Raw genomic sequence first — 24486 nt, 5'->3', positions numbered from 1 at the left:
GGTGAAAGAAAAAGAAAAAATCATAGTAGCAATGAGTGGTGGCGTGGACAGCGCAGTGGCTGCAGGACTTCTAATGGAAGCCGGTTACGACGTGATTGGAGTCAACCTACGTACTTGGGAATATGAAGCTCCCGCCTGTGATACCACCAAAAAATCCTGTTGTTCTCCCGAAGACATTCGTGATGCACGTGATGTAGGACTTTCTTTAAACATTCCATTTTATGTGATCAAAATGGAAAAGGTGTTTGGGGAACGAGTCATCGACCGTTTTATTAATGATTATAAAGATGGAAGGACACCAAATCCTTGTGTAGAATGTAACACCTTTGTGAAGTTTGGTGCTCTTTTTGAACAAGCAAAAACTCTAGGGATAGAAAAGATAGCTACTGGTCATTACGCTCGTGTTGTGGAAGTGGATGGACGTTTTGCCATCCAGAATGCAGTAGACATGAAAAAAAACCAAGCGTACTATTTGTACGGTTTGTCTCAAGAAAATATAAAAAATACAGTTTTTCCTTTGGGAGAGATGGATAAATCGCAAGTTCGTGAAATCGCAAAACGAATGGGTCTTCCCGTCGCAGAAAAACCAGAATCCCAAGAAATATGTTTTATTCCTGAAAATGATTATAGGTCTTTTTTGAAAAAAAAGGGGATGGAGTTTACTCCTGGATTTTTTAAATTAGCTTCCGGTCAAATCATCGGTAAACACCAAGGAAAAGAAGGATTTACCATCGGCCAAAGAAAGGGTCTTGGGATCGCATGGAAAAATCCCCTTTATGTTCTTTCTATTGAAGATGATGGAACAGTGGTTTTGGGTGAAGAAGAAGAAACTGTATCGGAATCATTTGTTTTGGAAGAAATTACTTACCAAGCTCTGGCACCTATGGAAATGGGAGAAACCAAGGAAATGAAAGTGCAAATTCGTTATAGGAGCGCACCTGTTCACTGTAAGGTGACTTCGCTTGGTGATGTTTGGCAGGTGGAATTTTTGGAAGATGTAAAAAGTGTCACTCCTGGACAATCGGCAACATTTTATTCTACTAATGGGGATTATCTTTTGGCAGGTGGAATCATTCGGAAAGGTTCTATCACTAGAAAAGTAAAAACAAATTTTGTTTTAGAGGCGGAGAGCGTTACCATTTGAAATCGGTAGAGGGAAAAACCATTCTCATTATTGGCGGGGGGTTGTTACAAGTTCCCATCATCCAAACAGCCAAAACCATGCGACTCCATACTGTGGTTGCTGATATGAATCCTTCTTCCATTGGTTTTCAAATCGCAGACGAATCCATTCTGATGTCCACAAAAGATGTGGAAGGAATGGTAAGGGAATCCAAAAAGTTTGCACAAAATACAGAAATCCATGGTGTGATTACTGCCGGAACCGATGCGAGTATGACAGTGGCTGCTGTGGCTTCTGCCTTACAACTTCCAGGGATTCGATTTGTGGATGCAGAAGCGGCATCTAATAAAGTTAAGATGCGTCAAAGGTTAAAAGAATTTGGGATGCCTATCCCTCGTTTTGCACCTGTTTGGTCTTTGCAAGATGCGAAAGACGCCCTTGATTCTTTAACTTTTCCATTGGTAATGAAACCTGCAGACAATATGGGGGCAAGGGGAGTCATTAAAGTAAATACTAGAGATGACCTTACCAATGCTTTTCGTCATGCGAAACGGTTTTGTCCTACTGGTGAATTGATTTTGGAAGAATATATGGAAGGGCCAGAACTTTCCGTTGATGCTTTGGCTTTCCAAGGCCAAATTCGAATGACTGGAATTGCCGACAGGATTATTGAACGGGAACCATATTTTATTGAAATAGGGCATAACATGCCTTCGGCGATGTCAAAAGAAATTTTGGACGAAGTAGAACGTGTAATGGCGGGTGGAATGCGTGCTCTTGGTATCCATCTCGGTGCTGGTAAAGGTGACATTAAGGTCACCAAAGAAGGTGTCAAAATTGGGGAAATTGCCGCGAGGCTTTCCGGTGGTTTTATGTCTGCATTTACTTATCCATTGTCCACGGGTGTAAATTTAAACCGAGCAGCTCTTCTTATTTCTCTGGGTGAAACTCCAGACAATTTAGATCCTGTTCTTTCAAGGGTTTCCATTGAACGTTCGTTACTTTCTAAACCAGGGAAATTAGTTTCTATTGGTGGGGTAGAGGAAACCAAAAAAATAGATGGAGTTTCCGAGGTATTTATCCAATCCAAATCGGGTGACATCATTAAGGAACCTACAAATAACATCGATAAGTCGGGCCATGTCATTATTGTTGCTGATACATTAAAAGATGCAGAACTCGTTTTTGAAAAAGTAAAAGACACCATTCGGTTCGAAGTCGATGAACAGTTTTCCATAACGGAAAAAGAAATAAATGACCAGGCAAGAATTCGATTTGGTAAAGATATTTGTTGGGTATGTAAACAGTGTGATGGAAGTAACTGTGCCTCAGGCATTCCTGGAATGGGTGGGGTGGGGAGAATGGAAACCTTTCATGACAATAGTGTCGCCCTTTCCGAATATTCTATTTTACCAGGTTATATCAGAGACCATGTCCTTCCGGAAATCCAAACTCAGTTTTTGGGTTTAGATTTAAAAACTCCCATCATGGCAGCTCCTATGACAGGAGTCGGAACCAATATGAACTTTGTGATGACCGATGCAGATTACGCAAATTTAGTGGTTCGGTCCTTTGCACAAAATGGCAGTCTTGCTTGGCTTGGTGATGGAGCTTCTCCAGAAAAATACAAAATCATGTTGGAAGCTTTGAAGAAGGTCTCAGGGAAAGGAATATTGATCTGCAAACCAAGAGAAGATGAATCAATGTTAGTGGATCGATTTAAACAAGCAGAAGCCGACGGTGTGTTCGCACTAGGGATGGACATTGATGCGGTGAATTTCAAAACCATGGTTCAAAAGAATTTATCTAGTATCACAAGACCTCTTGACCGGTTGATCAAACTCAAAGAAAAAACTAAATTACCTTTTATTCTCAAAGGAATTATGAATCCTGAAGATGCAAAACTCGCTGTAGAAGGCGGGTTTTCAGCAATTGTTGTTTCTAACCATGGGGGAAGGGTACTCGACGGAATGCCAGGTACCGCTCGTATCCTGCCAAAAATTGCAGAAGCGGTCAAAGGAAAAATTCCCCTTCTTGTCGATGGGGGCATTCGCTCTGGGATGGATGTTTTCAAAATGCTCGCCCTTGGTGCTGATGCAGTTTTACTCGGAAGACCTGTTGCAATTTCTCTTGTGGGGGGAGAAGATGCGGGAATTCGTTTCCTTTTACAAAAATATTCGGAAGAACTAAAACAATCCATGAGTGTTACCGGAGCCAAAACTTTGGTGGACATCAAGCGAACTATGTTGCTTCATAAACTTCACGGTTGAGTATGGATAAGGAAATCAAAGACCCCGAAGGGATTCTGAAGGTAATTACCGCTTTATTTGGTAAATTACCTGCTTACATTATCAATGCGGAGAATGAATATCCTGTCAAAATTATTGCCTTAAAAAACAAAGCTCTCATCATCAATACCAATCTTAAGTTTCCAAATAGGGATCGGATACTTACCGTTGTTCACAATGGTAGTAAGTTTTTGGCGTATTTTATTGTTGCTGGTGGAGATGGTAATGGAATTGAAATTCTAACACCTGTTAAAATTCAAATCACTGCAGCTACCAGACAGAGTTCTCGTGTGGACACTAGCCAAACCCAAACAGGAATGGTGGTTTCTAATATCATTAACGTAAACGATGTATCAAAAGCGATCGGTTTTGATGATAAAAAGGTAGATGCCATTCTTCTCGCATACCGAACAAAATTAATAAAAGCCTTCCCTTTATCTTCTATTTTCTTTGCAGGTCGGATGGACAACCGATTAAGGCTGATGCATCATTATGATAAAGATATTTTTATTATTGATCGTAAGGAAAAGTCTACTGCATCTCCCGATTTTTTTCCATTCGATGAGTATTTGAGAATTTTCGATAGTTCAAAAATTGGTGATTCTTATACTTCTGAAATCTGCGTCCCCATCAAATATAAAGGTTATGTACATTTAGGTTATGTGCAAGTATTGGCAGAAAAACCTCTTGATTTGGAAATTTATAAGCAGATCCAAACTTTTTCAAATGCTGTTAGTCGTGATATCATTAATACTGGGGTTTTTCAGGAATCACGTGATGTTTGTCAGGTGATGGATTTAAGTATGGGTGGTATTAGTTTTATCCATGCTCCTTCTCGTTCTTTTTCTAGATCAGTAACTTTGAATGGAACCATTCTTTTCGATTTGAATTTGGAAGCTGGAAAACGAGTCACCATTCGTGGGATCATCAAAAACATTCGTAACCAGGAAACAAATTTCCGGGTGGGTTGTCAGTTCTATAACCTAACGGAAAAGGACGTAGAAGTTTTAGAAGCCTTTCTCAATGTCGGAAAAGAAGAAGAAACCGTGGTTGCCTCTGAACCTTCCGATACTCCGGTTGACTCTGATTCTTCTGAAGAAGATACGCTTGTTGTGGGTGCAGTGGATGAACCAGGGGATCCTTTTGGATCTTCTTTTGAAGAACCTCTAGACGAAAATCCCCTTCCTGAATCTTAACCAATGAGTGCTTATCACTCACTCATTCGTTATCCTTTTACGGGTAAAACTGTATTTGAGTTTCTCACGACCAAGTTTCCTTACCATAGCCCTCCCGAGTGGATTTTTTTACTCGAAGAGAATCGTGTCAAAGTCCAGGGAAAGATTGCAAAGGCAGATTTGGTTCTTTCAGAAGGGGATACTGTCACCTACGAACCAATTCCCGGTAGGATCCAGGAGCCGGAAGTAGATACAAATTATAAAATTTTAAAGGAAACAGAAGAGTTTCTCTTTATTGATAAACCAGCAAATTTACCCATGCATCCTGCCGGAAGGTATCGCACCCGAACCCTCCTGAATCTGTTGGAGATGGTTTATCCTACTGTGATTCCCGTACATAGACTCGACCGGGAAACTTCAGGGATCGTGATTTTTGCCAAAACAGAGGAGAGTCGAACTTGGTTACAAAAGAAATTTGAATCACGAGAAGTGAGAAAAGAATATTTGGCCGTGGTGCGAGGGCGATTTGAGAAGGAAGTTTGTTTAGAAGGGTTTATCGGAAAAGATTTAGATTCGGCCATCCGTAAAAAAATGAAATTCTCTCCTTATGATTTTTCAGAAGCCAAATCTGTTTCTACAAATTTCCTTCCTCTCTCTTATAACGATTCGCAAAATATTAGTTTGGTGCTCGTGCGCCCGATTACAGGTAGGATCCATCAAATACGTGTAAGCCTTCTCTATTTAGGATTTCCCATTTTGGGTGATAAACTATATGGCCCAAGAGAAACCATGTTTTTGGATTTTGTTCAGTCTGGTTTGAGTGATGTTTTACTGAAGGAACTTGGGTTCCATCGTCAACTTTTGCATGCACATAGCATTAGTTATTTGGACGAAAGAGGGAATTCCCAAGTTCTTGTTAAATCTGAAGTTCAAAATGATATACTTTCTTTCTTCCCTGATTATCAAGACTATGTCCCATAGGTTTTAATAAAAATCCAACTTAAAGATCACCTTTCCTCCGATCTTTCTATAAAGAGAGAGGAGGCTTTTGCAAAGGATGGCAGGAGCAGGCAGATTATTAAAGGATTCGGAAAAAATTGTATTTGGTGAGTTTTGGACTGCAAAACAACGTCAAGGACATTCCATTCATCATACCGTAAGTTATAGAGCATCATTTAAACCAGAACTTCCTTCTTTTTTTATGAAGGAATTCTTAAAAAAGAAAAATAGGGTCGTATATGATCCGTTTGGTGGTAGGGGAACCACTGCCATCCAAGCAAATATCGAAGGCCATGTTGCCGTTCATAACGATATCCATCCTTTGTCTATTTTTCTTGCCAGTGCTAGGCAATATGTTCCTAAACTTGAAGATCTAGAAAAAAAATTAAACTCTTTGGATTTAGATAAAGAAGTGGAAGATGATCCGTTTGATATCAATCTTCTTCCTTTTTTTCATCCTAGAACTTTAAGAGAAATTAAAAACCTAAAGAAATATATGGCGGAGGATTTTTCAGTAGAGATGAAATTCATTTCTCTCATTGCATTGTCTAGACTCCATGGACATAGTACTGGTTTCTTTTCCGTTTATACTTTCCCTCAAGTATCGATTCCGCCGGAAGCACAAGCCAAGAATAATATCAAACGTGGCCAAACTCCAGACTACCGTCCCATCAAACCTCGAATCTATCAAAAGATGAAACGAGATTTGGCGATGCCCATTCCACCGTTCTATCATGAATTTTCGAAAAACAATTTGTATTCACTGAATTCGGCGAACTCGGTTCCTAATTTGGATTCAGAATCTGTGGATTTAATTGTGACTTCACCCCCGTTTCTTGATAAAGTGGATTACGAAGGAGACAATTGGTTACGCCACTGGTTTCTTGACATCAGGAAGTCAAAAGATAGAAAACTCAGTATCTTCAGCAATCTGAATGACTGGAATGAATTCATCCGTTCAACTTTAAAGGAATCAGCAAGGGTTCTGAAAAAAGGGGCCTATATGGTGATGGAAGTGGGTGAGGTGAAAAAAGGAAATTCCATTCTTTATTTGGATGAAGACGTGGTGAGGATGGCGGAAGGAACGGGACTTACTTGGAATAAAACCTATGTCCATACCCAAAGTTTTACGAAACTTTCTAATTGTTGGCAAGTTTCCAATAACGAAAAAGGCACAAATTCCAACCGATGTGTGGTTTTACGAAAAGTTTTGTAAGTCTAATCTTTGTATGAAACAAATTCGAACTTTTGCCTTACTTTCTCTTTTGGTTTCTTTGGGACTTGTAGGTTGTTATGATTCAGCCAGTGAATTAAAAGCTGATTCCTTAGAATCGCATCCCATTGAAATTTCTGTCAAACAGAAGGCAGCAGGGAAATATGAGTTAGAATTATTTTTACCAAAAGACTTTGGATTTCAAATGGAAGCGCCACACCGTTTACTTCTGTCAGGTGCGGATGGTTTAAAAGTTTTAAATGCTGATTTAAAACTAAAAGGACCAGTCCATCCCAAAAAACCAGAATACTTTGAATATCTTAAACCCTTAACCTTCCAAGTAGAAGGTAAGGGTAAATTGCAACTAGATGCTAAATTGTTTTATTGTAATTTTGTGAAAAACATTTGTATTCCCGCTAAGGTAAACAAATCGTTTTCTATCTAATTAGAAATTTGAAGTTCATTCTAAGTCTTTAGTAACAAGACGTTTCAAGTTGGATTTTTGGATTTGGTATAAGAAAAAATACCTTCCACCAACAGAAACGTTTTTATCCACAATCTTTCCTTCTTTGGAAATATCTCTGAGTTCTTTTCTTCCTTTATCAGAAAGATTTGGTATGGTATAAGTTTTTAATAAGTTCAGAGATTTTTGTTCCGCAATGGTTTTTGCTTCCTCGATTCTTCCAGATTCAGTTTCGAGTACACTTGATACGGCTACTTGGAATAAAGACTCAGAAAGAAAACCTTCCTTGGCTTTCGTAAATTCAAGAATCACTTCGTTTTCTGAATCTTTAGGTTGCGAGACTTCTTTAGTTTCTTTGGACTTACAATTCCAAACAAGAGTGAGAATGGCAAAAGAAAGGATCATCCTTGATATTGTTTTGTTCATTTACAGTTTCCTAGGTTCTGGGAGCGGAGTTGTCTCCACACGTTCCATTAATTTAGGTTGGATGTTGCGGAATAGGAAAGCACATTTTGTGCGATCGGTGTAATCTTCTTTGTAAAGCGTAAGGCCTTCAAAGAACCATCCGAAGTTATGTGTGTTTTCAATCATGTTTTCTTTTGGCTCTTGGGGATTCCCCCTAACTTCGCCTAGGTTTTGTCCAGAGCCTTGTTGTGTTTGTAAGGAATTTGTAGCGATTTGCCCTTGGGTGGTGAGTTGGCTTGGTAAAGTGGTCGTGGATCCTGGTGTGGTTGTGGTGGTAGTCGTTCCGCTAGTGGCTGCTGTTGGATTTTGAGGGGCATTACTCAGTAACCTAGTTTCTCTATCCTTTCCTTCCAAGGACTTTGCATATTCGTTAAATCCTTCACCAAATTTATGTTTTTGCCTTTGGATCTTGACAAGGTAGGGCAAAGTCAATCTCTCTCTTTCCACAAAGGCCCTTCGTTTACAATCTTCTCGCCTTTCGACTCCAGAGAGTTCTTTGTAAGTAACTGGAATTTCTACTTTGATTTGGAAGAATTCCCGTGAAATGAATCCTTCATCCGTTTCATTGAGAAGAGCTCGTTCCACATAATTGGGATCTGCAATGGTGAAGAGGCGGCATGAACAAAAGAAGCTTAAAATTAGAAGTTTACGAACCATTTCCAACTTCAAGACTAGTAGATGATGTCGAAATTACGAATCTTTTTCCTTTGTTTCCTACTACAAATTTTGCCAGTTTTTTCCCAGGACCAATTCTTTGGGACATCTGAATCTCAGTTCCGAGAAAAGATAAAGACCATTCGTTTGGACAATGGACTCACGGTTGTGATGATGAAACGGGGAACTTCTCCAACTGTAGCCTTGTACATTAAATTCCTTGTAGGTGCTGTGGACGAAACACCGGAAGAAGCAGGAACTGCTCACCTTTTGGAACATATGCTTTTTAAAGGAACCAAAACAGTGGGCACCACTGATTTTGCAAAAGAAGAAAAATACCAAAAACAAATTGAAGTTTGGGGAACTGAACTCGATGATCTGAAACTTAAAATTCGCGATCTCACAACGCGCGGAGAAACGATTCCTCCTTCTTTACAAGAGGAAAAAGATACTTTAGAGCGCCGATTAAAAAACCTCATCCAATTACAAGATGAGTTTATCGTAAAAAACGAAGATTCTTATATTTATGAACAAAATGGTGAGGTTGGATTCAATGCCTATACTTCACAAGATGTTACCAACTACCAAATCCAACTTCCCAATAACCGGATAGAAGTTTGGGCCAAAATTGAGTCCGATCGTTTGAAACACCCAATCTTACGAGAATACTATACAGAAAGAGATGTTGTCATTGAAGAACGTAGAATGAGAACTGATGATAGTGGTGCGGGTGTCCTTCGTGAGAAGTTTTTTTCGATCGCTTTCGAAAGTCATCCTTACAGAAAACCTGTGATTGGTTATTCCACCGGCCTTCCTTTTTTAAAAATAGAAGATACCAAAGCATTTTTTCAAAAACATTACACTCCCGATCGTATGGTCATTTCTGTTGTGGGACAATTTGATTTTGCAGAAACAGAAACCATCATTCGTAAATATTTTTCTGATTTAAAACCAGGAAAACCAAGACCAACCTATAAAGTGGAAGAAAAATCTTTTCCTGGTGAAAAAAGGTTCAAAGTGTATCATCCTTCGGGAAGCCAGATGATGATGGGTTTTTTAAAACCTCCTTATCCTCATAAAGACAATTCTTCCTTTGATGTTTTGTCCACAGTCCTCACTGCGGGAACGGGTTCTAGGTTATACAAACGACTTGTATTAGAAGAGAAACTAGCTCTCAGTGTGGGGGCAGCCAACGGTTATCCAGGAGAAAGATACCAAAACTATTTTGTATTTTTTGTGAAACCAAAAGAAGACGCAAAACCAGAAACAATCGAAAAAATCATTTGGGAAGAAATAACAAAAATCAAAGAAAATGGAATTCCCGCAGAGGAACTTGATAAAGTGAAAAACCAAATGGTTTCTGACTTTATCAAAACTTTGGATGAAAATGCAAGTATTGCGGACCTTCTTAGTTACTATCAACTGTTATATGGGGATTGGACTGGGCTTTTCCGGCAATATTCTTCGATTATGAAAACTTCATCCAAAGACATTCAAACTCTAATTCCTACTTATCTTTCAAAAGATAGGGTGGTTGTTGGTGTATTGGAAGATGTAAGGAAAAAATCAGAATGAAACGTATTTATTTAATTTTAATTGGTTTTAGTTTTTTGGGTCTTTCTGCTAGGGAGATGGGTGAGTTTGTTCGTGATTTACAGTTCAAACCTTTAGAATTTGAAGTTCCAAAAATTACTTCCGTGAAACAGTCGTCTGGTGTAGAAATATTTTCTTTAAAAAACGCTGAGTTCCCCATTGTTTATGCAGATATCTATGTATATCATGGAAAAAAACATTTAGGAAAACGCGCGGTTGAGACGGCAAAACTTTTAGAAGATAGTTGGGAGCTCTCTGGTTCTGCGACTTTTCCCAAAGAAAAGTTTCTCGAAACATTGGAGTTTTACGGAGCTTCGTTTTCTGTTTCGATTGATTATGAAAAAACAGTATTTAGTATCGCTTATCTAAAATCTACAGAGAAAGAAGTTTTACCGGTCATCAAATCCTTTTTTACGGCACCACATTTAGAGGAATCACTTGTGATGACCACAAAAGGGAAACTCACTGAAGAGATCAAACGAAGAAACGATAATCCTACTGCCCTTGGATCAAGGAAAGCAAAAGAAGCACTCTTTCGTGCTACCATAGCCGGTACTTCGATGAAAATTTCCGGTTTGGAATCTTTGCAGCTTTCGGATCTTACCGAGTTTCAAAAAGAGATTTTAGAGGAGCCAAAACGTAGGTTTCTTGTGACTGGTGATTATGATTTGAAGGCCTGGGAAAGTTTTTTCCCAAGTTTATTAGAAGGATCTAAAAAACTAGAATCTGAAATAATCACTCCTTCTTTACTCTCTGAAAATGTAAAAAAGGAAGGAAAAGAAATTCGTTTGGTAGTGAAGGATGTCAACCAAACATTCATTTCTATGTTGGGAGTTTTGCCTGAACACAATCATCCCGATTTTTATGCCATCCAGGTTTTGAATTATATCATTGGGGCAGGGGGATTTAACTCCTATTATATGAGAGAAATTCGAAACAATAGGGGCCTTGCTTACTCGGCAGGTAGTAATACCGATTTTCAAGAAAACTACGGAACCATTCAGTTTTTTGCCATGACCAAAACGGAATCAGCCAAGGAAGTTCTTTCTCTGATGCAAGAGCTCATCCAACCAAAAATCATTGATTCACTGACCGAAGAAGAACTTGTCCGAGCAAAGAATGCGATTATCAATCAGTTTGTATTTCAATTTGAAGATGATAAAAGAACTCTTGCTAGTGAAGTAAGAAGGCGTGATCATAATATGCCTGAGGGATATTTACAGAACTTCCGAAGAGAGATCGATCAGTTGACTCTTAATGATTTGAAGAGAGTAGGAAAACTCTACTTCCAATCGGACAAACTCATTGTGACCGTTGTTGGTCCGAAGGTTTTAGAATCTTCCCTAAAAGGACCTATTAAGGTTTTGAACCCAGAAGATTGATGTTAACCGCTAGTTTCGAATACAAAGGGATTAAGTTTGAAGGGATCTCGGAAGGAGGGATCAGAACCTCTATCATTTGTCCCTCTTTAGACTTTATGTTTGATTTTGGATATATCAATCCAGATAAAATTCATATTGGTAGAATCTTATTATCCCATGCGCATTTGGATCATTCTTGTGGGATTCCCTACTATGTATCGCAAAGGAGTCTTCGTAAACTTTCTGTTCCTAAAGTTTACCTTCCTAAATCATTAGAACCAAAAATGTCTCAAATTCTCAAACTCTATTCTGAAATTGAAGACTTTGATTATGATTGTGAATTGATTGGTCTTGGTTTTGGGGAACGGGTGGATTTGAAACCTGGTTATTTTTTTAAACCTTGGCCTAGTTTCCACCGAGTTCCTTCTCAAGGTTATACCATTTATGAAACCAAACGTAAGTTAAAGAAAGAATGGACTAGTCTTAGTTCGGAAGAAATTAGAAGGAAAAAAGAGCAGGGAGAAGATCCTACAGAAGAAATTTCTGTTCCTTTGGTCTCATTTTCCGGAGATACAAAAATAGAATACGTTTTGGAAAACGAAGATGTTCGCAAAAGTAAAATTCTCTTTATGGAATGCACTTATTATTGTGATAAAAGAGATGTGAGTCGTGCAAGAGAATGGGGACATACCCATTTTGATGAAATTATAGAACATGCTTCTGCTTTTGAAAACGAAGCCATTGTCCTCATCCATCCTTCGAAAAGATATAGTTATCGCGAGTTAAACGATTTATTCCGTAAAAAAGTTCCTCCCATTCTCAAAGATCGAATTTCTCTTTTTTTACCTCCCAAATCATGAAACCAAGACCAAGCATTTTTATTCCAGAACTTGAATCTTATATTGATTCTAGTTTGGTGTACAAACCAAACCCAGTTTTTTCGGAAATGGAAACCTATGCCAAAGAAAAAAACATACCCATTGTGACAGCGGCCACTGGTGGAGTTTTGTCTCATCTGGTATCGTTAGTCGAACCAAAACAAGTTTTGGAATTGGGAACAGGCCTTGGTTATTCCACACTTTGGATGGCTGTTGGTTCTCTGAACTCTCAGTTTGTAACTGTAGATCGTCATGAGGCACAAGCCGCCTTACTCGATGAATACGCAAAAAAAATGGGGATCTGGGAACAAATTCGCGTTAAGCGAGTGACTGCTTCTGTTCTGGAATATTTGCAAAGAGAACAGGATGAGTGGATCCAATCAGATCTTTTTTTTGTGGATTGTGATAAAATTACCTACCCGGAAATCTTTCGTATTCTTTGGAAAGAAGCAAGACCTGGATCTTATTTTTTATTTGATAATATGTTATGGCATGGACGGGTTCTCAGTCCAGACCCCCAAAAACCATCCGATTTAGCTGTAATGACTCTTTGGGATGAGGTAAAATCCCAAGTTTCTCGTTATACTTTATATCCCGTTGGTGATGGATTACTCTTTTTCCAAAAGGATAAAAAATAGTAGTCAAACCTTCTCTTCTCCGTGTATTCTGCTCCTTGGTTTAAGGAGAGCAAGTTTCGTGTTAAAAAATAGTTTCATCATCCTTTTGTTTTGTTTCTTTTGTTTGTCAATTTCTGCGCAAGAGTCAGGAGCTCCTGAAAAAGGAAAAGAGTCCTTTGAGGAACTCGACAAACTCGACCAAGGAAATAACTTAGAACGCAAACAGTATAAAAATATTTCAGAAAATAACAAAGACAGAGTCATCAATGCGATCAAACTCTTAACCATTGTGACCGCTAATTTTGGTGATGAAGTTCCTGATTCTAAAACTGCATTAGAAAAAATCAAAAAAGACTACCAGGTGGTTTTACGTTATTATTACCGTCGTGCTTACATCGCTTCAGGAAAAGCAATGGTAACTTTGGAAAAAGACATTGCGACACTTCTTGGAAAATTTTCAAAGAACTATGATGCCAAAACACAAAATTTGCTCGCTGAGTGTGCCGATTTGATCACAGGCCAAGAACAAGCACAACTAGTGGAGAATTCCCAAGAAGGATCCAAAGTCGTCATTCCTTACCGTGAAATTGCGGAAGGCCAACAAAAACTTCGGATTGCTTATGGACAATTGGGTTTAGCAACTGATATGACTCGTGAGGACAGGTTCTACGATGCCATCGTACATTACCGAATTGCCAAGGATTATGGAATCAAGATTTTATCTGACTTCAAGGAAGCAGAAGCCGACAAAAAAGTCATCACTGATAAATATGGTAAAGACTTGAGTGATAACAGAAATCAAATCTTTAGCCAAGGCCAAACTACAAAATAGTCCTTAATCTTTTTCTTTTCTCCGTTCGTATGCGGGCGGAGAATGACCCATCGTGGTTTTTTTGTCCTTTCTCCCGTTTCGAAAATTATTATTCATTTCCAGCTTCTGTATGTTTTCCCTTGTTTTGGAAGCAGTGCCAGTATATCGCATCGCTGTTGATCCAGGTCATGGTGGAGTTGCCAAAGATCCTAAGACACAACATGGAGATAAGTACGACAGTGTCACCCAGACTTACTTAGAAACCTACAAACAAGGAACCGAACACGGAAACATTACCGAAAGAAAGGTTGTACTGGAACTTGCAAAAGAAGTCCATAGAATTTTAAAATTAACGGAAACTGAAGCTGGTTGGAAAGAATTTGAAGGTTATTTAAAACTATTTTCTAAAAAATCCGATTTCACAAGGGTAGTTCTAGAAAGTAAACTCACTCGCGAATCTTCTTTTGATGATGACCCGAGTTCTGATGATCCCAATGCCGCATATCGTTTGTATGACTTTCCAGACCCGAAAACGGGTGTCAGACGGAAAGGTCGGTTGTCTAAAATTAATGAACAAAAGCCATGGCTCGTTTTGTCTTTGCATTTGAATCCGGCAAGTAAAGGCCAAACAGGTGGGATGGGGGCTGTTCTCACTCCTGGTTACAAAACATTTTCACAAATCAAAAAAATCTCGGAAAAGAAAAAATCCCCAAATACTTTTGTGAAAGGTCCTTGGTCTGAATGGTTGGTCTTTCAGTCAGGTTGGTCCAAGTTAGAAAATGCTATGGCCGATACTTGGATTTATCTACATGGGTATTGGTCCAAAAAAAATGGAAAGGATACTGACAGTCTTAAATTTGAAGGATATCGCCAAAATATGGTTAGCTGGCGATACGCGGACGATTCCAACTGGGAAAAACAAATTGGAAAACCAGGGCCATACGCCACAAACCATAGTGATTTCTCGGAAACGGGGAAGTTTTGGGAAAGAGAAAAGGGCAAAAAAGAAGAATGGAGAAGGGAGGGGGGGCGAGAAGGTTTTGGTGGAGACAACCATTATGTAACAAAAGAACTAATGCGTTTTGTCCAGTATGGGCTTCCCATCCAACTCAAAGAAAAGGATTCTCCCTACCCGGAACTTGGACCCATCCAAAAACCATATATCTCCACTTATAGTTTACCAACTTACACCAATGCCCTTTGTGCCTTTATTGAAATTGGATATGTAAATCGGAGTCGCGATATCAAATACTTAACCCAAAACAAAAAAGAAACCGCGATTTCTTTAGCTGTGGGCATTTATTCACTGTTTGTTGGTCTGGATGTGAAAAAAAAATCGGAACTACCTTACCACCCAAAAGGAAAAAAAGTCAATTGGGAAAGGTATGAGAATTATTTCGATGAGGTTTTATAATTAGAAGATGAAACCAAAAAAAGAAACTTCGAAAGTCCTCACCCATCCTCTTTTCCAAGAGTTGATTTTGATGTATCAGAAAGCCTTACAAAAAAGGTATTCTGCGGAAAATTTAAAACTCTATCCTGAGTTTGGTTCTATCTCTCGTTCTAAAATTGATCAGTTACTTAAGTTTTTTTTGGAATATTTGTATCCAGAATATTCGAAACGTAAGGAGCTAGATGCCGCCTTTGATGCGTTATCTGGTTTTGTGAATCATCCCACAAAAATTTGGGGGATCCTTGGAAATTTGGCTCTCTCTATCTTTCGGTTTGGAAAACACTTTCCTTTGGCACTCAAAGCAGGACTTGCAGCTTTGCAGTCTTATGTAACAGCCCATCAGTTCGAAGAAGAACTCGTTCTTGAGTTGGATAAAGAGGGAAACCAGGCAGTCTTTTTAGAATCTGAATTTGCTATGGAGAAACTCATCTCAAAAGTAGAAAAAAAGAAGGCAGATGCTTTTAGAAAAGATATTGGAGCACTCTTCAAAGTTTTCTCCGATGCAGAACTCATCCGAAAAATCATAGTCATCATGGAAGACATCCTGATCAAAATGGAATCGAAAGGAACTATTTATACAGAAGATGATAAAAAGGGAATTCGCTTAGGTATATCGATCTTAAAAGAAGGAAGAGAGATCTTTGATGAGATGAAGGAGAGAGAGATAACCCTCGTCTTACAAGCCATTGATCGCATCGAAGAGGATTTTTATCAAAAGGCTTGTGAGAGGTATTCGAACTAAATTACTGTTGGTACCGATGGCCGGAATCGAACCGGCATGATGTTACCATCGGTGGATTTTGAATCCACTGCGTCTACCAATTCCACCACATCGGCATAAATCAGTCTTCAGCTTCGATATATTTACCTTTTCCGCGGGCCACTATTTTGCCGATCTCATTTTCTATTTCAGCGCGGTTTTCGATAATTTTTTTGTTCTTTTTCACAAACCATCCACGTAAGTGTAACGGTTCATTTACCTTTGCTGGTTGTAAGAAACGAATGGTAAGTTCACCAGTTGTGGTTTCGAAATTCATCGCTTCGTTGATCTTGACCATGATTTCGTCTAAGATGGTAGAAATAATACCTGGGTGGATTTGATCCGGTAAACCCTGGTATTTTTCGGGGCAGGTATAATCACCGAAGGCAGTTTTTGTGTCTTCATCGAAAGTGATTTTTAACTGCAACCCGTCTGCATTGTCCGGTGAGGAGGCAAAGCTGAGATTTTTTTTCGCAACGGATTTCATGCCACCATGGAACGCAAGAATTTCTCTTGTGTCAAGCATAAAAAGAACTTGCGGTCAGTTTGGCCCAATTACTTGCGTAAAATGCCAATAAATCGAATATTCTTGGATTGTACCTTAAATTACCGTATAGAAAACCTCGAAAATAAAGAGTAGAACCTTCTTATGTTAACCACCCTCATGATGTTACTCGGTTTGTCTGGCACTGGTGCCGACCTCAATGATATCGCTAGGAACGAGGGGAGAGGTGGGCCTTCTGAGGACTTAAGTCCACGCCAAAAGAGAAGGCAAAAACAAAGACAATCAAACCTAGAGGAAGAAGAGAGTCCGAAGTCTCAGAGGGGCTCATCAAAAGTAGAGAAAGGTTCCCGTGGTGGTCGCGGGGAGGAACTAAATTTTCAAACAGATTCCAAAGAACCTAAATCCAAACCAAAACCTCTTTCCGAAAGATTACCTGATTTCGAGTTAGAAGAAGATGGCACCAGCGAACCAGGAATTGGCGGAAGTAAGGAGCCAAAGTCAGGACGGAATCGAAGGGAAAAACAAAAACCACCTAAAAGTCTCAGCGATCTACCGTTAGGTGATTTTGGCGAAGAAAATTCAGAATCTCCTTCTTCGGGAGAACGTCCCAGAAGAGAATCTCCAGACATTAGTTTTTCTGCCGATGATATCATCTCAAAAAATTCGAAGTATAGTTTTCATAGAAGGCCACTTCTCAATGCGGAAGCACTTGTGGAAGCGGAACAAGTGGAAGAGGCGATTGAAATTTTTGAAAGGACAGGTCACAGAATTCCTGATCCTGAAATCAAAGAAAAGATAAAGAAAAACATTCAGGATCTTGAAGAGTTTTTAGAAGACAATCCTCCCGCAGCCAAAGCAGGAGAACCAGGGAAAGACGAAAAATCCAAACCAGATGGTTTAGGAAAAGAAAAACCCAAAAAAAAGGATCCGAAATCGGGACTGGGTGTTAAACCGGACAAAGATCTAAGTGATTTAGTCAGTGCATTAAAAGAAGTTTCTGAATTGTTTGCAGAGTCGATTGCTCGCGCCATTCAGTTTGCACAAAGTAGTCCACCACCTAACTTTCCACAAATGCCGCAGGCGTCACCACAGACGTCGGGTCAGTTGCCACCACCACCAATCCCTCCCGGTTCTCCTGAAACCACAAGGCCAGGAGAAAAACAACCACCTCCGAGTTCATTTTCAAGTCCACAAGTGAATCAAACAGTTGCTGGGGGAAATCAATTAGTCCATCCAATTGTTTATCAGTTTTTACAATCTTCACCACAGAGCCCTGGTTTTGATCCAAAAGCGATAAAAAACCAGGATCAGCTTTTACAATCGTTAAACCAAGGTTTAACGACCGGAGGACTTGCGGGAAGCCCTCCGGGTTTTCCTGTGGCACCACCAGGATCAGGGATTGTTGGTCCCTTCTATGTTCCCCCAGACATGCCAGGTGTTCAAAGAAGTCCAGAAGCCGAAAGGCAACCAATCGACTTACAGTCGCTTGCTGAACAGATTTCTAAAAAAGATGTTTCTGAACTGGATCTTCCTGAAGATACATTTTTTTCTAATGATTGGAAACAATTCAAAGACCTTCCTCTTGTGGACCGCAGGTCTGGTGAGGAGAGAAGGAAGAGTCCTGACAGAAGAACCAATCTTGCGGGTAGGAAAGACAGACGTTCAGGGGAAGACAGAAGGAAAAGAGATCGGTTTCAGGAAAGGGAAGATTTTTTAAAAAACCAAGCCTTAAAAAAAATAGAAAAGAAAGCTAAGGAGTTGGAAGCAAGAGGGGAGGAAGCTTCTCTCAACGATTTATTAAAACCTTACTTTCCGGAAAACCAAGGTTTAAAATTACCGGATGCATGGGACCTCGAACCCATTGGTTTACCTGACGCGGATGATTTAAGAAGAGATAATAAAGATCCTCTCCTCCATCCTTCGGAAAAACCTTCTCCTGATGAGCCAGATTGGTTTGAATCCACTACGGATTCACTACGCAAAGAATTAGAACTTCCTGATCCTGTTGATCCGCAAACAGAAAAGTTAATTTCACCAAAGACCGACTTACCGGAAGCGCAAGATCCAAACAAACAGAAGTCAGAAACCATCATTGAAACAGATCTACCGATCCAAGTGGAACTTACCAATAGGCCGCTTGTCAGTGAAGATTTAAAAATTGGTCTTCCTGATGCTGATGAAGTTTTCCGGGAAAGGAAGTTAAGAGAAGAGGCTGGTCTTCCGGGAGAAGGTCCGGCTTTAGAAGATGCGGAAGCTCCTGAGATTGAAATTGTAGATGGGGACTTAGGTGAGATTGCAGACGAAGAGTCTCCTATCCCTCTGGATGAGATGGCTGAAAAAGCCACAGAGGATGAACCAGAAAAAATCATCCATGGGGTTTTGGAACTAAAACCTCCCGAAGCTGATGACGCACCATTCTTAACACTGACTTATGACTTTGGAAAGATTCCCCATGCATTTCGTTTGTCGAAGAATTATTCGATTATGGAATATTCTTATTATAAATACAAACCTATGCTGATGAAGGCACAAGAGTTTGCTCGTCGTAAGATGTTGAAAAATGCTCTGAACTACTACCGAGTGATCAAATCCCAAAATATCCCTCCTGAACTTCGTAAGATGATCAACAGAAACATCAGAGACATTACCGAGTTTATGGAAAAATTCTTAATGGCAAAAGGAAACTAACTCTTGACAACTTTTCCCATTCGATCAGTCTAACAAACAGAACAGAGGTACACTCCGATGAGATTGCGGCTTAAGTAAAATAGGTAAGCAAAATCAAAATTATAAATCCACACTTCTTCTAATCTTTTAGGACAAGACTTGCTTACCTATCTCCACATTTGGAAAACAGGAGTTAGTCGCATGTCCCGTCATATAACCGTTCAAAATTTAAGTTATCGTTACGAGTCTCAATCAGAATTTTTATTTCAAGATTTAAACCTGCACTTTGGTCCCGGTTGGACAGGAATTGTTGGTAAAAATGGAACTGGAAAATCAAGTTTAGCGAAACTCATCGCCGGTGAATTGGATCCAGACCTTGGAACCATCCAAGGGAATGCTTCTGTTCGTTATGTTTCCCAAGATACCTATATAGAGAAAGAAATTTTGGAAGAATTTTTATACGATCATTCCAAAGAATCTGGTCGGTATAAAAACTTACTAAATGTATTTTTAGAATCACCAAAGGATTATGATCTTTTAAGTTTTGGAGAAAAAAGAAGACTGATTTTGGCACTGGCCCTTTCTGAAAATCCAGAAGTTTTGATTTTGGATGAACCAACCAATCATTTAGACTCAGAAAGCATCCAAATCATTCGTACGGCCCTTTCCCAGTTTCAGGGAATTGGAATTCTAATCAGTCACGACAGATCTTTGTTAGATGATCTTGTGACACACTGCGTTTTCCTAGAGAAGAACTTTTATCTCGAACGCCCGGGAAATTATACAGAAGGGAAAAGGGAGATGGAAAGGGAGGCTCGCGAAAGAATTCATGATTGGGAAATGGCGCGTCATGAAAGAAAAAAACTAGATGCCGAACTGAAACGGAGGAGAGAAGAGGCGAGCCTTTCTCATAAACATAGATCCAAGAAAGGACTCGATCTTCATGACCATGATGGCCGTCATAAAAAAAACTTAGCAAGAGTGACAGGAAAGGATGGCCAAGCCGGAAGACTCAAACAACAGTTAGATAAAAGAATGGAACATTCTGAACGAAGGGAAAAAGAAATTTTTACAAAACTTCCCGAAAAAGAAAATTTAGGAATTGTTTGGAAATCAGAAACATCCAAAAGGAAACAGTTGTTTTTCTGTGAGGATCAAAACTTAGATTTTGGATTTATGAGTTTACGTTTGGAGACTCCCATGAACATCCAACCTGGTTCTAAAATTGCAATTACGGGAAAAAATGGATCGGGTAAATCAACTCTCTTAAGGTTTTTGGTAGAAGATTTGAAACAAAAACAAATTCCTTATTTGTATTTACCTCAAGAATTTACCGAAGAAGAAATTCAAAATTTACAATGGGAATTTCAGAGTCGGTCTTCCGAAGAAAAAGCAAAAATTTTATCGGGAGTTCATAAACTAGGAAGTGATCCCAAACGTGTGTTTGAGTCGGAACGGTTTAGTCCGGGAGAAATCAAAAAGATATTTCTTTCTCTCCATCTGGATGCAAATCCAGAAATCCTCCTCTTAGACGAACCTACCAATCATTTGGATATAAAATCTTTGGAGGCACTGGAGGGTTCCTTGGAATCACTAAACGCGGCTCTCGTGGTGGTGAGTCATGATCGTCGTTTTGTAGAATCCGTAGCCACCGAAGAATGGTCTTTGGAAAACTTGTCGCTCACCCAAAAACATCTAGACAGAATCTAAATACTGTACTTAGAATAATTCTAAGGAGTGACTTTATGCCACAAGTGACATCGCATGCCCCAGATTTTAAAGCAACTGCAGTGATCGGGGACAGCTTTAAAGAAATCAAATTGTCAGATTACAAAGGAAAGTGGGTGGTACTATTTTTCTATCCGCTCGATTTTACTTTTGTTTGTCCGACAGAAATTATTGAATACGATGCAAAACTCGAAGACTTTAAAAAGATCGGAGCCGAGGTTTTGGGAGTTTCGGTTGATAGCGAATTTTCGCACTTAGCTTGGAAAAAAACAGCCCGAAAAGAAGGTGGTATTGGAGAGATCAAATACCCACTCATCGCTGACAAGACAAAAGAAATCGCAAAATCTTTTGGAGTTCTCATTGAGTCTGGTCCAGATGCTGGAGTTGCGCTTCGCGGAACTTTTATCATTGATCCTGCGGGTATCATTCGCCAAGCAACTGTTAACGACCTTCCTGTAGGACGTAACATTGAAGAAGCACTTCGACTCATCAAAGCTTTCCAATTTGTGGAAAAACACGGTGAAGTTTGCCCTGCGAATTGGGACGAAGGAAAGAAAACGATGAAAGCTGATCCTACTGGATCCAAAGCTTACTTCGCTTCTGTCAATTAATTAGAAAACTCTAGAAGTAGAGAAGGGAGAAACAATGGAATCAACAGCCAGTTTAGATAAGGCACCTTTAGAATTTTACAAACCTGATAATTTTCCAAAGGGACTCACTCGTAAAGTTGTTGAATCAATCTCCCATATTAAAAACGAACCAAGTTGGCTCGCTGAATTTCGTTTGAAGGCTTTCGAAGTTTATGAACAGAAACCTATGCCGACTTGGGGGTTCATCCCGCAATTTCATATCAATATCGATGACTATGTGCATTACGTAGGTTCCAACCAAAAGAAGAAAAAATCTTGGGACGAAGTGGATCCAGAAATCTTACGTAGTTTTGAAAAATTAGGAATTCCGGAACACGAAAGGAAGTACTTAGCCGGAATCGAAACCATGAACGATTCCGAAACCATTTATGCCAATGTCAAAAAAGAACTCACAGACCTTGGAATCATTTTCTGTGATATCGATACTGCTATTAGAGAATATCCGGAACTCGTTCGTGAGTATTTGGGAACTGTTGTTACCATTGGTGATAATAAATTTTCTGCACTGAACTCAGCAGTGTTTAGTGGTGGTTCGTTCGCTTACATTCCTAAAGGAGTCAAAACTCCTATGCCTCTTCAGGCTTATTTTAAAGTAACGGCTGCTAGTTCCGGACAATATGAACGAACACTCCTCATTGCCGATGAGGGAGCGCATTTAGAATACAGCGAAGGTTGTACATCTGTCCAAGACAAAGGAACCAACTTTCACACTGCGGTTGTGGAGCTTGTTGCCAAAAAGAATTCGAAAATATTTTATACCACCATCCAAAACTGGAAAAAGAATATGTACAACTGGACCGTGAAACGTGGGATCTGCGAAGAAGCGGCTCATATCACTTGGACTGATTGTAATATTGGTGCCAATACCATCAAATACCCAGGGATCATCTTAAAAGGGGATCATTCTACGGGAGATGTTCTTTCCTTAGCATTTGCGGGAAGTGGACAAGTGCAAGACACGGGGGCTCGGATCATCCATGTAGGAAAAAATACAAGATCCAATATCTTAGCAAAAGGTGTGGCTCTTGATGGAGGAATTAACTCTTACCGTGGTCTTGTGAAGTTTGACCCATCTAGCAAAGGATCTTATAGTCATATCAAATGTGATGGACTGATGATGGACAACCGTTCTCAGTCCCATGCTTATCCTTATAACGATGTTTCTGGGGAAGAGGGAACTCTGAACTACGAAGCCACTGTTTCTAAAATTGATGATGACCAGTTGTTTTATCTCCAATCTCGCGGGATGAATGAAGATGACGCCAAACTTCTCATCATCAATGGATTTTGTGAAGGTGTGACCAAACATTTGGATGTGGAATATTCTGTGGAAATGACAAAACTCATCAAAATGATTTTGGAAGACGGCAAAGTGATTGCCGAAACATAAATTTCGCCAAATCCCCTTTCGTTTCTGTTTCCCAAACCAAAATGGAGAAACAGAAATGAAATCTATTATTTTTTAAATACCAATAGAACCAGTGCGCCACTTGCAATGAGAAGCCCCAAACATTCTCTTACTTCTTCTACTTCCATTCCCCAATAGGGAGTTTGGGTGGCGTAATACACTGCTAAAACCAAATAAACGGGAATGAGGATCTGTCCTACAAAATTGGGAACTTTGCGAAACAAACCGGCGAAGGCAATGACGGCAACGGCTGCATAAATCGGGAACCAAAGGTAGGGGTCCGGGTCATTCAATTGCAAATAGGCAAAGTAAAGGAAGAGCGGGATACAAAGAATTCGAAAGAGTTTCATAGATTCGTATCAGTTTTTTGATTGCGGATACAAATCCAAGCCAATTATCTTATGTGGGGAACCCTAAGTATTATGAAAATCCAAATCTTTGTTTTGTTTTCCTTTCTCTCCATGACACTTTCTTGCGATGATTTGATTCGCAGTGTTATGAAAAATTACAATAAAAAGTATGAAACCGATGGCCAAGTCCTCGGGTCCAAACCACTTTTTATTGGTGTCGATGCAAATCGCAAACAGGTGGCTATCTCTTTGCAAGAAGTTGTGAAAGTGAAGGAGCCAACAGACATCCAGTTTCCACCGGGTGACACTCCCTTTTTATTCGCTCTAGAAAAAACAGGGAATATGATCCTCTTTCATCGAGAAAAAAAGACAAGTCGTGTCCTTGCCAATTTTCCAGTCATTACTGACAGCGAGGAAGGTCTTCTCGGCCTTGCCTTTCACCCCCAATTTTCCAAAGAACCAAAGTTATATACTAATTACGTTAAAGCGATCAACAACAAAGACATTACCATTGTTTCCGAATGGGTGGTAGAAAATCCAAACAACTTCGATACAATGAAACTTGTAAACGAACGAGTTTTGTTACAAGTCGAGCAACCTTATCCTAATCATAACGGGGGTCAATTGGCCTTTGGGTTGGATGGACATTTATACATAGGACTTGGGGATGGTGGATGGAGAGCCGATCCAAAAAACAACGGCCAAAATCCAAATACTCTTCTTGGATCTATTTTAAGAATCAGTCCTAAGGCAGATCCCGTCTCAAAAAAACAATATTCGATCCCATCGGACAATCCGTTTGTAGGAAAGGCCGGTTATGCTCCAGAAACCTTTGCTTATGGAATTCGTAATCCTTGGCGAATGAGTTTTTCGCCTGACGGGCGTTTGATTGTTGCTGATGTGGGCCAAGATGCTTATGAAGAAGTCGATATCATCCTTTCTGGTAAAAACTATGGATGGAACCAAGTAGAAGGATTCCATTGTTTTACCGATGGTTGTAATCCTGCCCTTTATGAACCTCCATTCTATGAATACGGTCGTGACGAAGGCCAATCCATCACTGGTGGATATGTGTATACTGGATCAGAAATTCCTGCCTTAAAGGGAATGTATGTATTTGGCGATTTTATCCAAGGCAAAATCTGGGCAATTCCTGTTCCTAAACCAGGGGATAACACAAGGGTTACGGAAACGATTGCACTTGGAAAGTGGAACTTACTCATTCCGACCTTTGGTAAGGACAATGATGGGGAAATCTTTATCGCTGATTACCAATCGGGAACCATTTATAAAATGGTAAAACCGTAATCATTGAACCAGTTCAA

Annotated in this window: 22 protein-coding genes and 1 tRNA gene; 18 read left to right on the top strand and 5 right to left on the bottom strand. The window is 39.7% G+C overall.

Going from position 1 to position 24486, the window contains the following annotated elements; genetic code table 11:
* The first annotated feature begins 1 nt into the window (after nucleotide 1).
* The 6 genes from mnmA (at nucleotide 2) to mpl17 (ending at nucleotide 7243) form a co-directional block, all read left to right on the top strand.
* Nucleotides 2–1144 carry a tRNA 2-thiouridine(34) synthase MnmA gene (gene mnmA / locus CH361_RS08470; RefSeq protein WP_100790375.1) on the top strand — a complete coding sequence of 381 codons (1143 nt, stop codon included), beginning with the start codon at nucleotides 2–4 and terminating at the stop codon, nucleotides 1142–1144.
* The gene (locus CH361_RS08465) at nucleotides 1141–3393 is read left to right on the top strand and encodes an alpha-hydroxy-acid oxidizing protein (protein WP_100790374.1); all 2253 of its coding nucleotides are present in this window, start codon (nucleotides 1141–1143) and stop codon (nucleotides 3391–3393) included. The genes mnmA and CH361_RS08465 overlap by 4 nt, the downstream gene beginning before the upstream one ends.
* Nucleotides 3394–3395: 2 nt before the next feature.
* The gene (locus tag CH361_RS08460) at nucleotides 3396–4607 is read left to right on the top strand and encodes a PilZ domain-containing protein (protein ID WP_100790373.1); all 1212 of its coding nucleotides are present in this window, start codon (nucleotides 3396–3398) and stop codon (nucleotides 4605–4607) included.
* A 3-nt stretch (nucleotides 4608–4610) separates the two neighbouring features.
* Complete coding sequence (locus tag CH361_RS08455) at nucleotides 4611–5567, top strand: RluA family pseudouridine synthase (protein ID WP_100790372.1); 957 nt, start codon at nucleotides 4611–4613, stop codon at nucleotides 5565–5567.
* A 76-nt stretch (nucleotides 5568–5643) separates the two neighbouring features.
* Nucleotides 5644–6801 (top strand): DNA methyltransferase, encoded by a 1158-nt coding sequence (locus CH361_RS08450; protein ID WP_100790371.1) that lies wholly within the window; start codon nucleotides 5644–5646, stop codon nucleotides 6799–6801.
* A gap of 13 nt (nucleotides 6802–6814) precedes the next feature.
* On the top strand, nucleotides 6815–7243 hold the full coding sequence (mpl17, locus tag CH361_RS08445) for a cell surface protein MPL17 (protein ID WP_100790370.1): 429 nt from the start codon (nucleotides 6815–6817) through the stop codon (nucleotides 7241–7243).
* Between the two features lie 15 nt (nucleotides 7244–7258).
* On the opposite strand, the gene CH361_RS08440 is transcribed toward mpl17, so the two are convergent.
* Nucleotides 7259–7687, bottom strand: a complete 429-nt coding sequence (locus tag CH361_RS08440; RefSeq protein WP_100790369.1) for a lipoprotein — start codon at nucleotides 7685–7687, stop codon at nucleotides 7259–7261.
* Entirely contained in the window at nucleotides 7688–8383 is a 696-nt protein-coding gene (locus CH361_RS08435) for a hypothetical protein (protein WP_100790526.1), read from the bottom strand.
* 21 nt (nucleotides 8384–8404) lie between these two features.
* Between CH361_RS08435 and CH361_RS08430 the strand changes: the two genes are divergently transcribed.
* The 7 genes from CH361_RS08430 to CH361_RS08400 are packed head-to-tail and all read left to right on the top strand — an operon-like array spanning nucleotide 8405 to nucleotide 15835.
* Nucleotides 8405–9955, top strand: coding sequence for a M16 family metallopeptidase (locus tag CH361_RS08430; RefSeq protein WP_100790368.1), 1551 nt, complete (start codon nucleotides 8405–8407; stop codon nucleotides 9953–9955).
* Nucleotides 9952–11355, top strand: coding sequence for a M16 family metallopeptidase (locus tag CH361_RS08425; RefSeq protein WP_100790367.1), 1404 nt, complete (start codon nucleotides 9952–9954; stop codon nucleotides 11353–11355). The genes CH361_RS08430 and CH361_RS08425 overlap by 4 nt, the downstream gene beginning before the upstream one ends.
* A complete protein-coding gene (locus CH361_RS08420; RefSeq protein ID WP_100790366.1) occupies nucleotides 11355–12194 on the top strand; it encodes an MBL fold metallo-hydrolase in 840 nt (279 codons plus the stop codon). Before CH361_RS08425 ends, CH361_RS08420 begins: the two co-directional genes overlap by 1 nt.
* On the top strand, nucleotides 12191–12850 hold the full coding sequence (locus CH361_RS08415) for an O-methyltransferase (RefSeq protein ID WP_100790365.1): 660 nt from the start codon (nucleotides 12191–12193) through the stop codon (nucleotides 12848–12850). Before CH361_RS08420 ends, CH361_RS08415 begins: the two co-directional genes overlap by 4 nt.
* A gap of 58 nt (nucleotides 12851–12908) precedes the next feature.
* Nucleotides 12909–13661 carry a hypothetical protein gene (locus CH361_RS08410; RefSeq protein ID WP_100790364.1) on the top strand — a complete coding sequence of 251 codons (753 nt, stop codon included), beginning with the start codon at nucleotides 12909–12911 and terminating at the stop codon, nucleotides 13659–13661.
* A 52-nt stretch (nucleotides 13662–13713) separates the two neighbouring features.
* On the top strand, nucleotides 13714–15054 hold the full coding sequence (locus CH361_RS08405) for an N-acetylmuramoyl-L-alanine amidase CwlD (RefSeq protein WP_100790363.1): 1341 nt from the start codon (nucleotides 13714–13716) through the stop codon (nucleotides 15052–15054).
* Between the two features lie 7 nt (nucleotides 15055–15061).
* The gene (locus tag CH361_RS08400; RefSeq protein ID WP_100790362.1) at nucleotides 15062–15835 is read left to right on the top strand and encodes a hypothetical protein; all 774 of its coding nucleotides are present in this window, start codon (nucleotides 15062–15064) and stop codon (nucleotides 15833–15835) included.
* Nucleotides 15836–15843: 8 nt separating this feature from the next.
* On the opposite strand, the gene CH361_RS08395 is transcribed toward CH361_RS08400, so the two are convergent.
* Together CH361_RS08395 and CH361_RS08390 are read right to left on the bottom strand one after the other, a co-directional pair.
* A tRNA-Leu gene (locus CH361_RS08395) sits at nucleotides 15844–15930 on the bottom strand.
* A 5-nt stretch (nucleotides 15931–15935) separates the two neighbouring features.
* The gene (locus tag CH361_RS08390) at nucleotides 15936–16340 is read right to left on the bottom strand and encodes a PaaI family thioesterase (protein WP_002973585.1); all 405 of its coding nucleotides are present in this window, start codon (nucleotides 16338–16340) and stop codon (nucleotides 15936–15938) included.
* Between the two features lie 162 nt (nucleotides 16341–16502).
* Here CH361_RS08390 and CH361_RS08385 point away from each other — a divergent pair, with 162 nt between their 5' ends.
* The 4 genes from CH361_RS08385 to sufB all read left to right on the top strand — a co-directional run bounded on the left by CH361_RS08385 (nucleotide 16503) and on the right by sufB (nucleotide 22793).
* Nucleotides 16503–19046 carry a hypothetical protein gene (locus CH361_RS08385; RefSeq protein WP_100790361.1) on the top strand — a complete coding sequence of 848 codons (2544 nt, stop codon included), beginning with the start codon at nucleotides 16503–16505 and terminating at the stop codon, nucleotides 19044–19046.
* 180 nt (nucleotides 19047–19226) lie between these two features.
* Entirely contained in the window at nucleotides 19227–20735 is a 1509-nt protein-coding gene (locus tag CH361_RS08380) for an ATP-binding cassette domain-containing protein (protein ID WP_100790360.1), read from the top strand.
* A gap of 35 nt (nucleotides 20736–20770) precedes the next feature.
* A complete protein-coding gene (locus tag CH361_RS08375) occupies nucleotides 20771–21364 on the top strand; it encodes a peroxiredoxin (RefSeq protein ID WP_100790359.1) in 594 nt (197 codons plus the stop codon).
* A 34-nt stretch (nucleotides 21365–21398) separates the two neighbouring features.
* Complete coding sequence (sufB, locus tag CH361_RS08370; protein WP_100790358.1) at nucleotides 21399–22793, top strand: Fe-S cluster assembly protein SufB; 1395 nt, start codon at nucleotides 21399–21401, stop codon at nucleotides 22791–22793.
* Between the two features lie 65 nt (nucleotides 22794–22858).
* Here sufB and CH361_RS08365 read toward each other — a convergent pair whose 3' ends face one another.
* Nucleotides 22859–23161 carry a transmembrane 220 family protein gene (locus CH361_RS08365; RefSeq protein ID WP_100790357.1) on the bottom strand — a complete coding sequence of 101 codons (303 nt, stop codon included), beginning with the start codon at nucleotides 23159–23161 and terminating at the stop codon, nucleotides 22859–22861.
* Between the two features lie 72 nt (nucleotides 23162–23233).
* Here CH361_RS08365 and CH361_RS08360 point away from each other — a divergent pair, with 72 nt between their 5' ends.
* On the top strand, nucleotides 23234–24469 hold the full coding sequence (locus CH361_RS08360; RefSeq protein WP_100790356.1) for a PQQ-dependent sugar dehydrogenase: 1236 nt from the start codon (nucleotides 23234–23236) through the stop codon (nucleotides 24467–24469).
* Nucleotides 24470–24486 lie beyond the last annotated feature (17 nt).

Origin of the sequence: Leptospira brenneri (assembly GCF_002812125.1) — a bacterium.
GTDB lineage: Bacteria > Spirochaetota > Leptospiria > Leptospirales > Leptospiraceae > Leptospira_A > Leptospira_A brenneri.
The sequence above is the reverse complement of the archived record's forward strand: the minus strand, read 5'-3'. Positions and strand labels throughout refer to the sequence as shown.

What these genes read in the sequence shown, in the direction of transcription:
- CH361_RS08460 (WP_100790373.1), top strand. Translation starts at nt 3,396, where the DNA reads ATGGATAAGGAAATCAAAGACCCCGAAGGGATTCTGAAGGTAATTACC.
- CH361_RS08455 (WP_100790372.1), top strand. Translation starts at nt 4,611, where the DNA reads ATGAGTGCTTATCACTCACTCATTCGTTATCCTTTTACGGGTAAAACT.
- CH361_RS08450 (WP_100790371.1), top strand. Translation starts at nt 5,644, where the DNA reads ATGGCAGGAGCAGGCAGATTATTAAAGGATTCGGAAAAAATTGTATTT.
- mpl17 (WP_100790370.1), top strand. Translation starts at nt 6,815, where the DNA reads ATGAAACAAATTCGAACTTTTGCCTTACTTTCTCTTTTGGTTTCTTTG.
- CH361_RS08440 (WP_100790369.1), bottom strand. Translation starts at nt 7,687, where the DNA reads ATGAACAAAACAATATCAAGGATGATCCTTTCTTTTGCCATTCTCACT.
- CH361_RS08435 (WP_100790526.1), bottom strand. Translation starts at nt 8,383, where the DNA reads ATGGTTCGTAAACTTCTAATTTTAAGCTTCTTTTGTTCATGCCGCCTC.
- CH361_RS08430 (WP_100790368.1), top strand. Translation starts at nt 8,405, where the DNA reads ATGATGTCGAAATTACGAATCTTTTTCCTTTGTTTCCTACTACAAATT.
- CH361_RS08425 (WP_100790367.1), top strand. Translation starts at nt 9,952, where the DNA reads ATGAAACGTATTTATTTAATTTTAATTGGTTTTAGTTTTTTGGGTCTT.
- CH361_RS08420 (WP_100790366.1), top strand. Translation starts at nt 11,355, where the DNA reads ATGTTAACCGCTAGTTTCGAATACAAAGGGATTAAGTTTGAAGGGATC.
- CH361_RS08415 (WP_100790365.1), top strand. Translation starts at nt 12,191, where the DNA reads ATGAAACCAAGACCAAGCATTTTTATTCCAGAACTTGAATCTTATATT.
- CH361_RS08400 (WP_100790362.1), top strand. Translation starts at nt 15,062, where the DNA reads ATGAAACCAAAAAAAGAAACTTCGAAAGTCCTCACCCATCCTCTTTTC.
- CH361_RS08390 (WP_002973585.1), bottom strand. Translation starts at nt 16,340, where the DNA reads ATGAAATCCGTTGCGAAAAAAAATCTCAGCTTTGCCTCCTCACCGGAC.
- CH361_RS08385 (WP_100790361.1), top strand. Translation starts at nt 16,503, where the DNA reads ATGTTAACCACCCTCATGATGTTACTCGGTTTGTCTGGCACTGGTGCC.
- CH361_RS08380 (WP_100790360.1), top strand. Translation starts at nt 19,227, where the DNA reads ATGTCCCGTCATATAACCGTTCAAAATTTAAGTTATCGTTACGAGTCT.
- CH361_RS08375 (WP_100790359.1), top strand. Translation starts at nt 20,771, where the DNA reads ATGCCACAAGTGACATCGCATGCCCCAGATTTTAAAGCAACTGCAGTG.
- sufB (WP_100790358.1), top strand. Translation starts at nt 21,399, where the DNA reads ATGGAATCAACAGCCAGTTTAGATAAGGCACCTTTAGAATTTTACAAA.
- CH361_RS08365 (WP_100790357.1), bottom strand. Translation starts at nt 23,161, where the DNA reads ATGAAACTCTTTCGAATTCTTTGTATCCCGCTCTTCCTTTACTTTGCC.
- CH361_RS08360 (WP_100790356.1), top strand. Translation starts at nt 23,234, where the DNA reads ATGAAAATCCAAATCTTTGTTTTGTTTTCCTTTCTCTCCATGACACTT.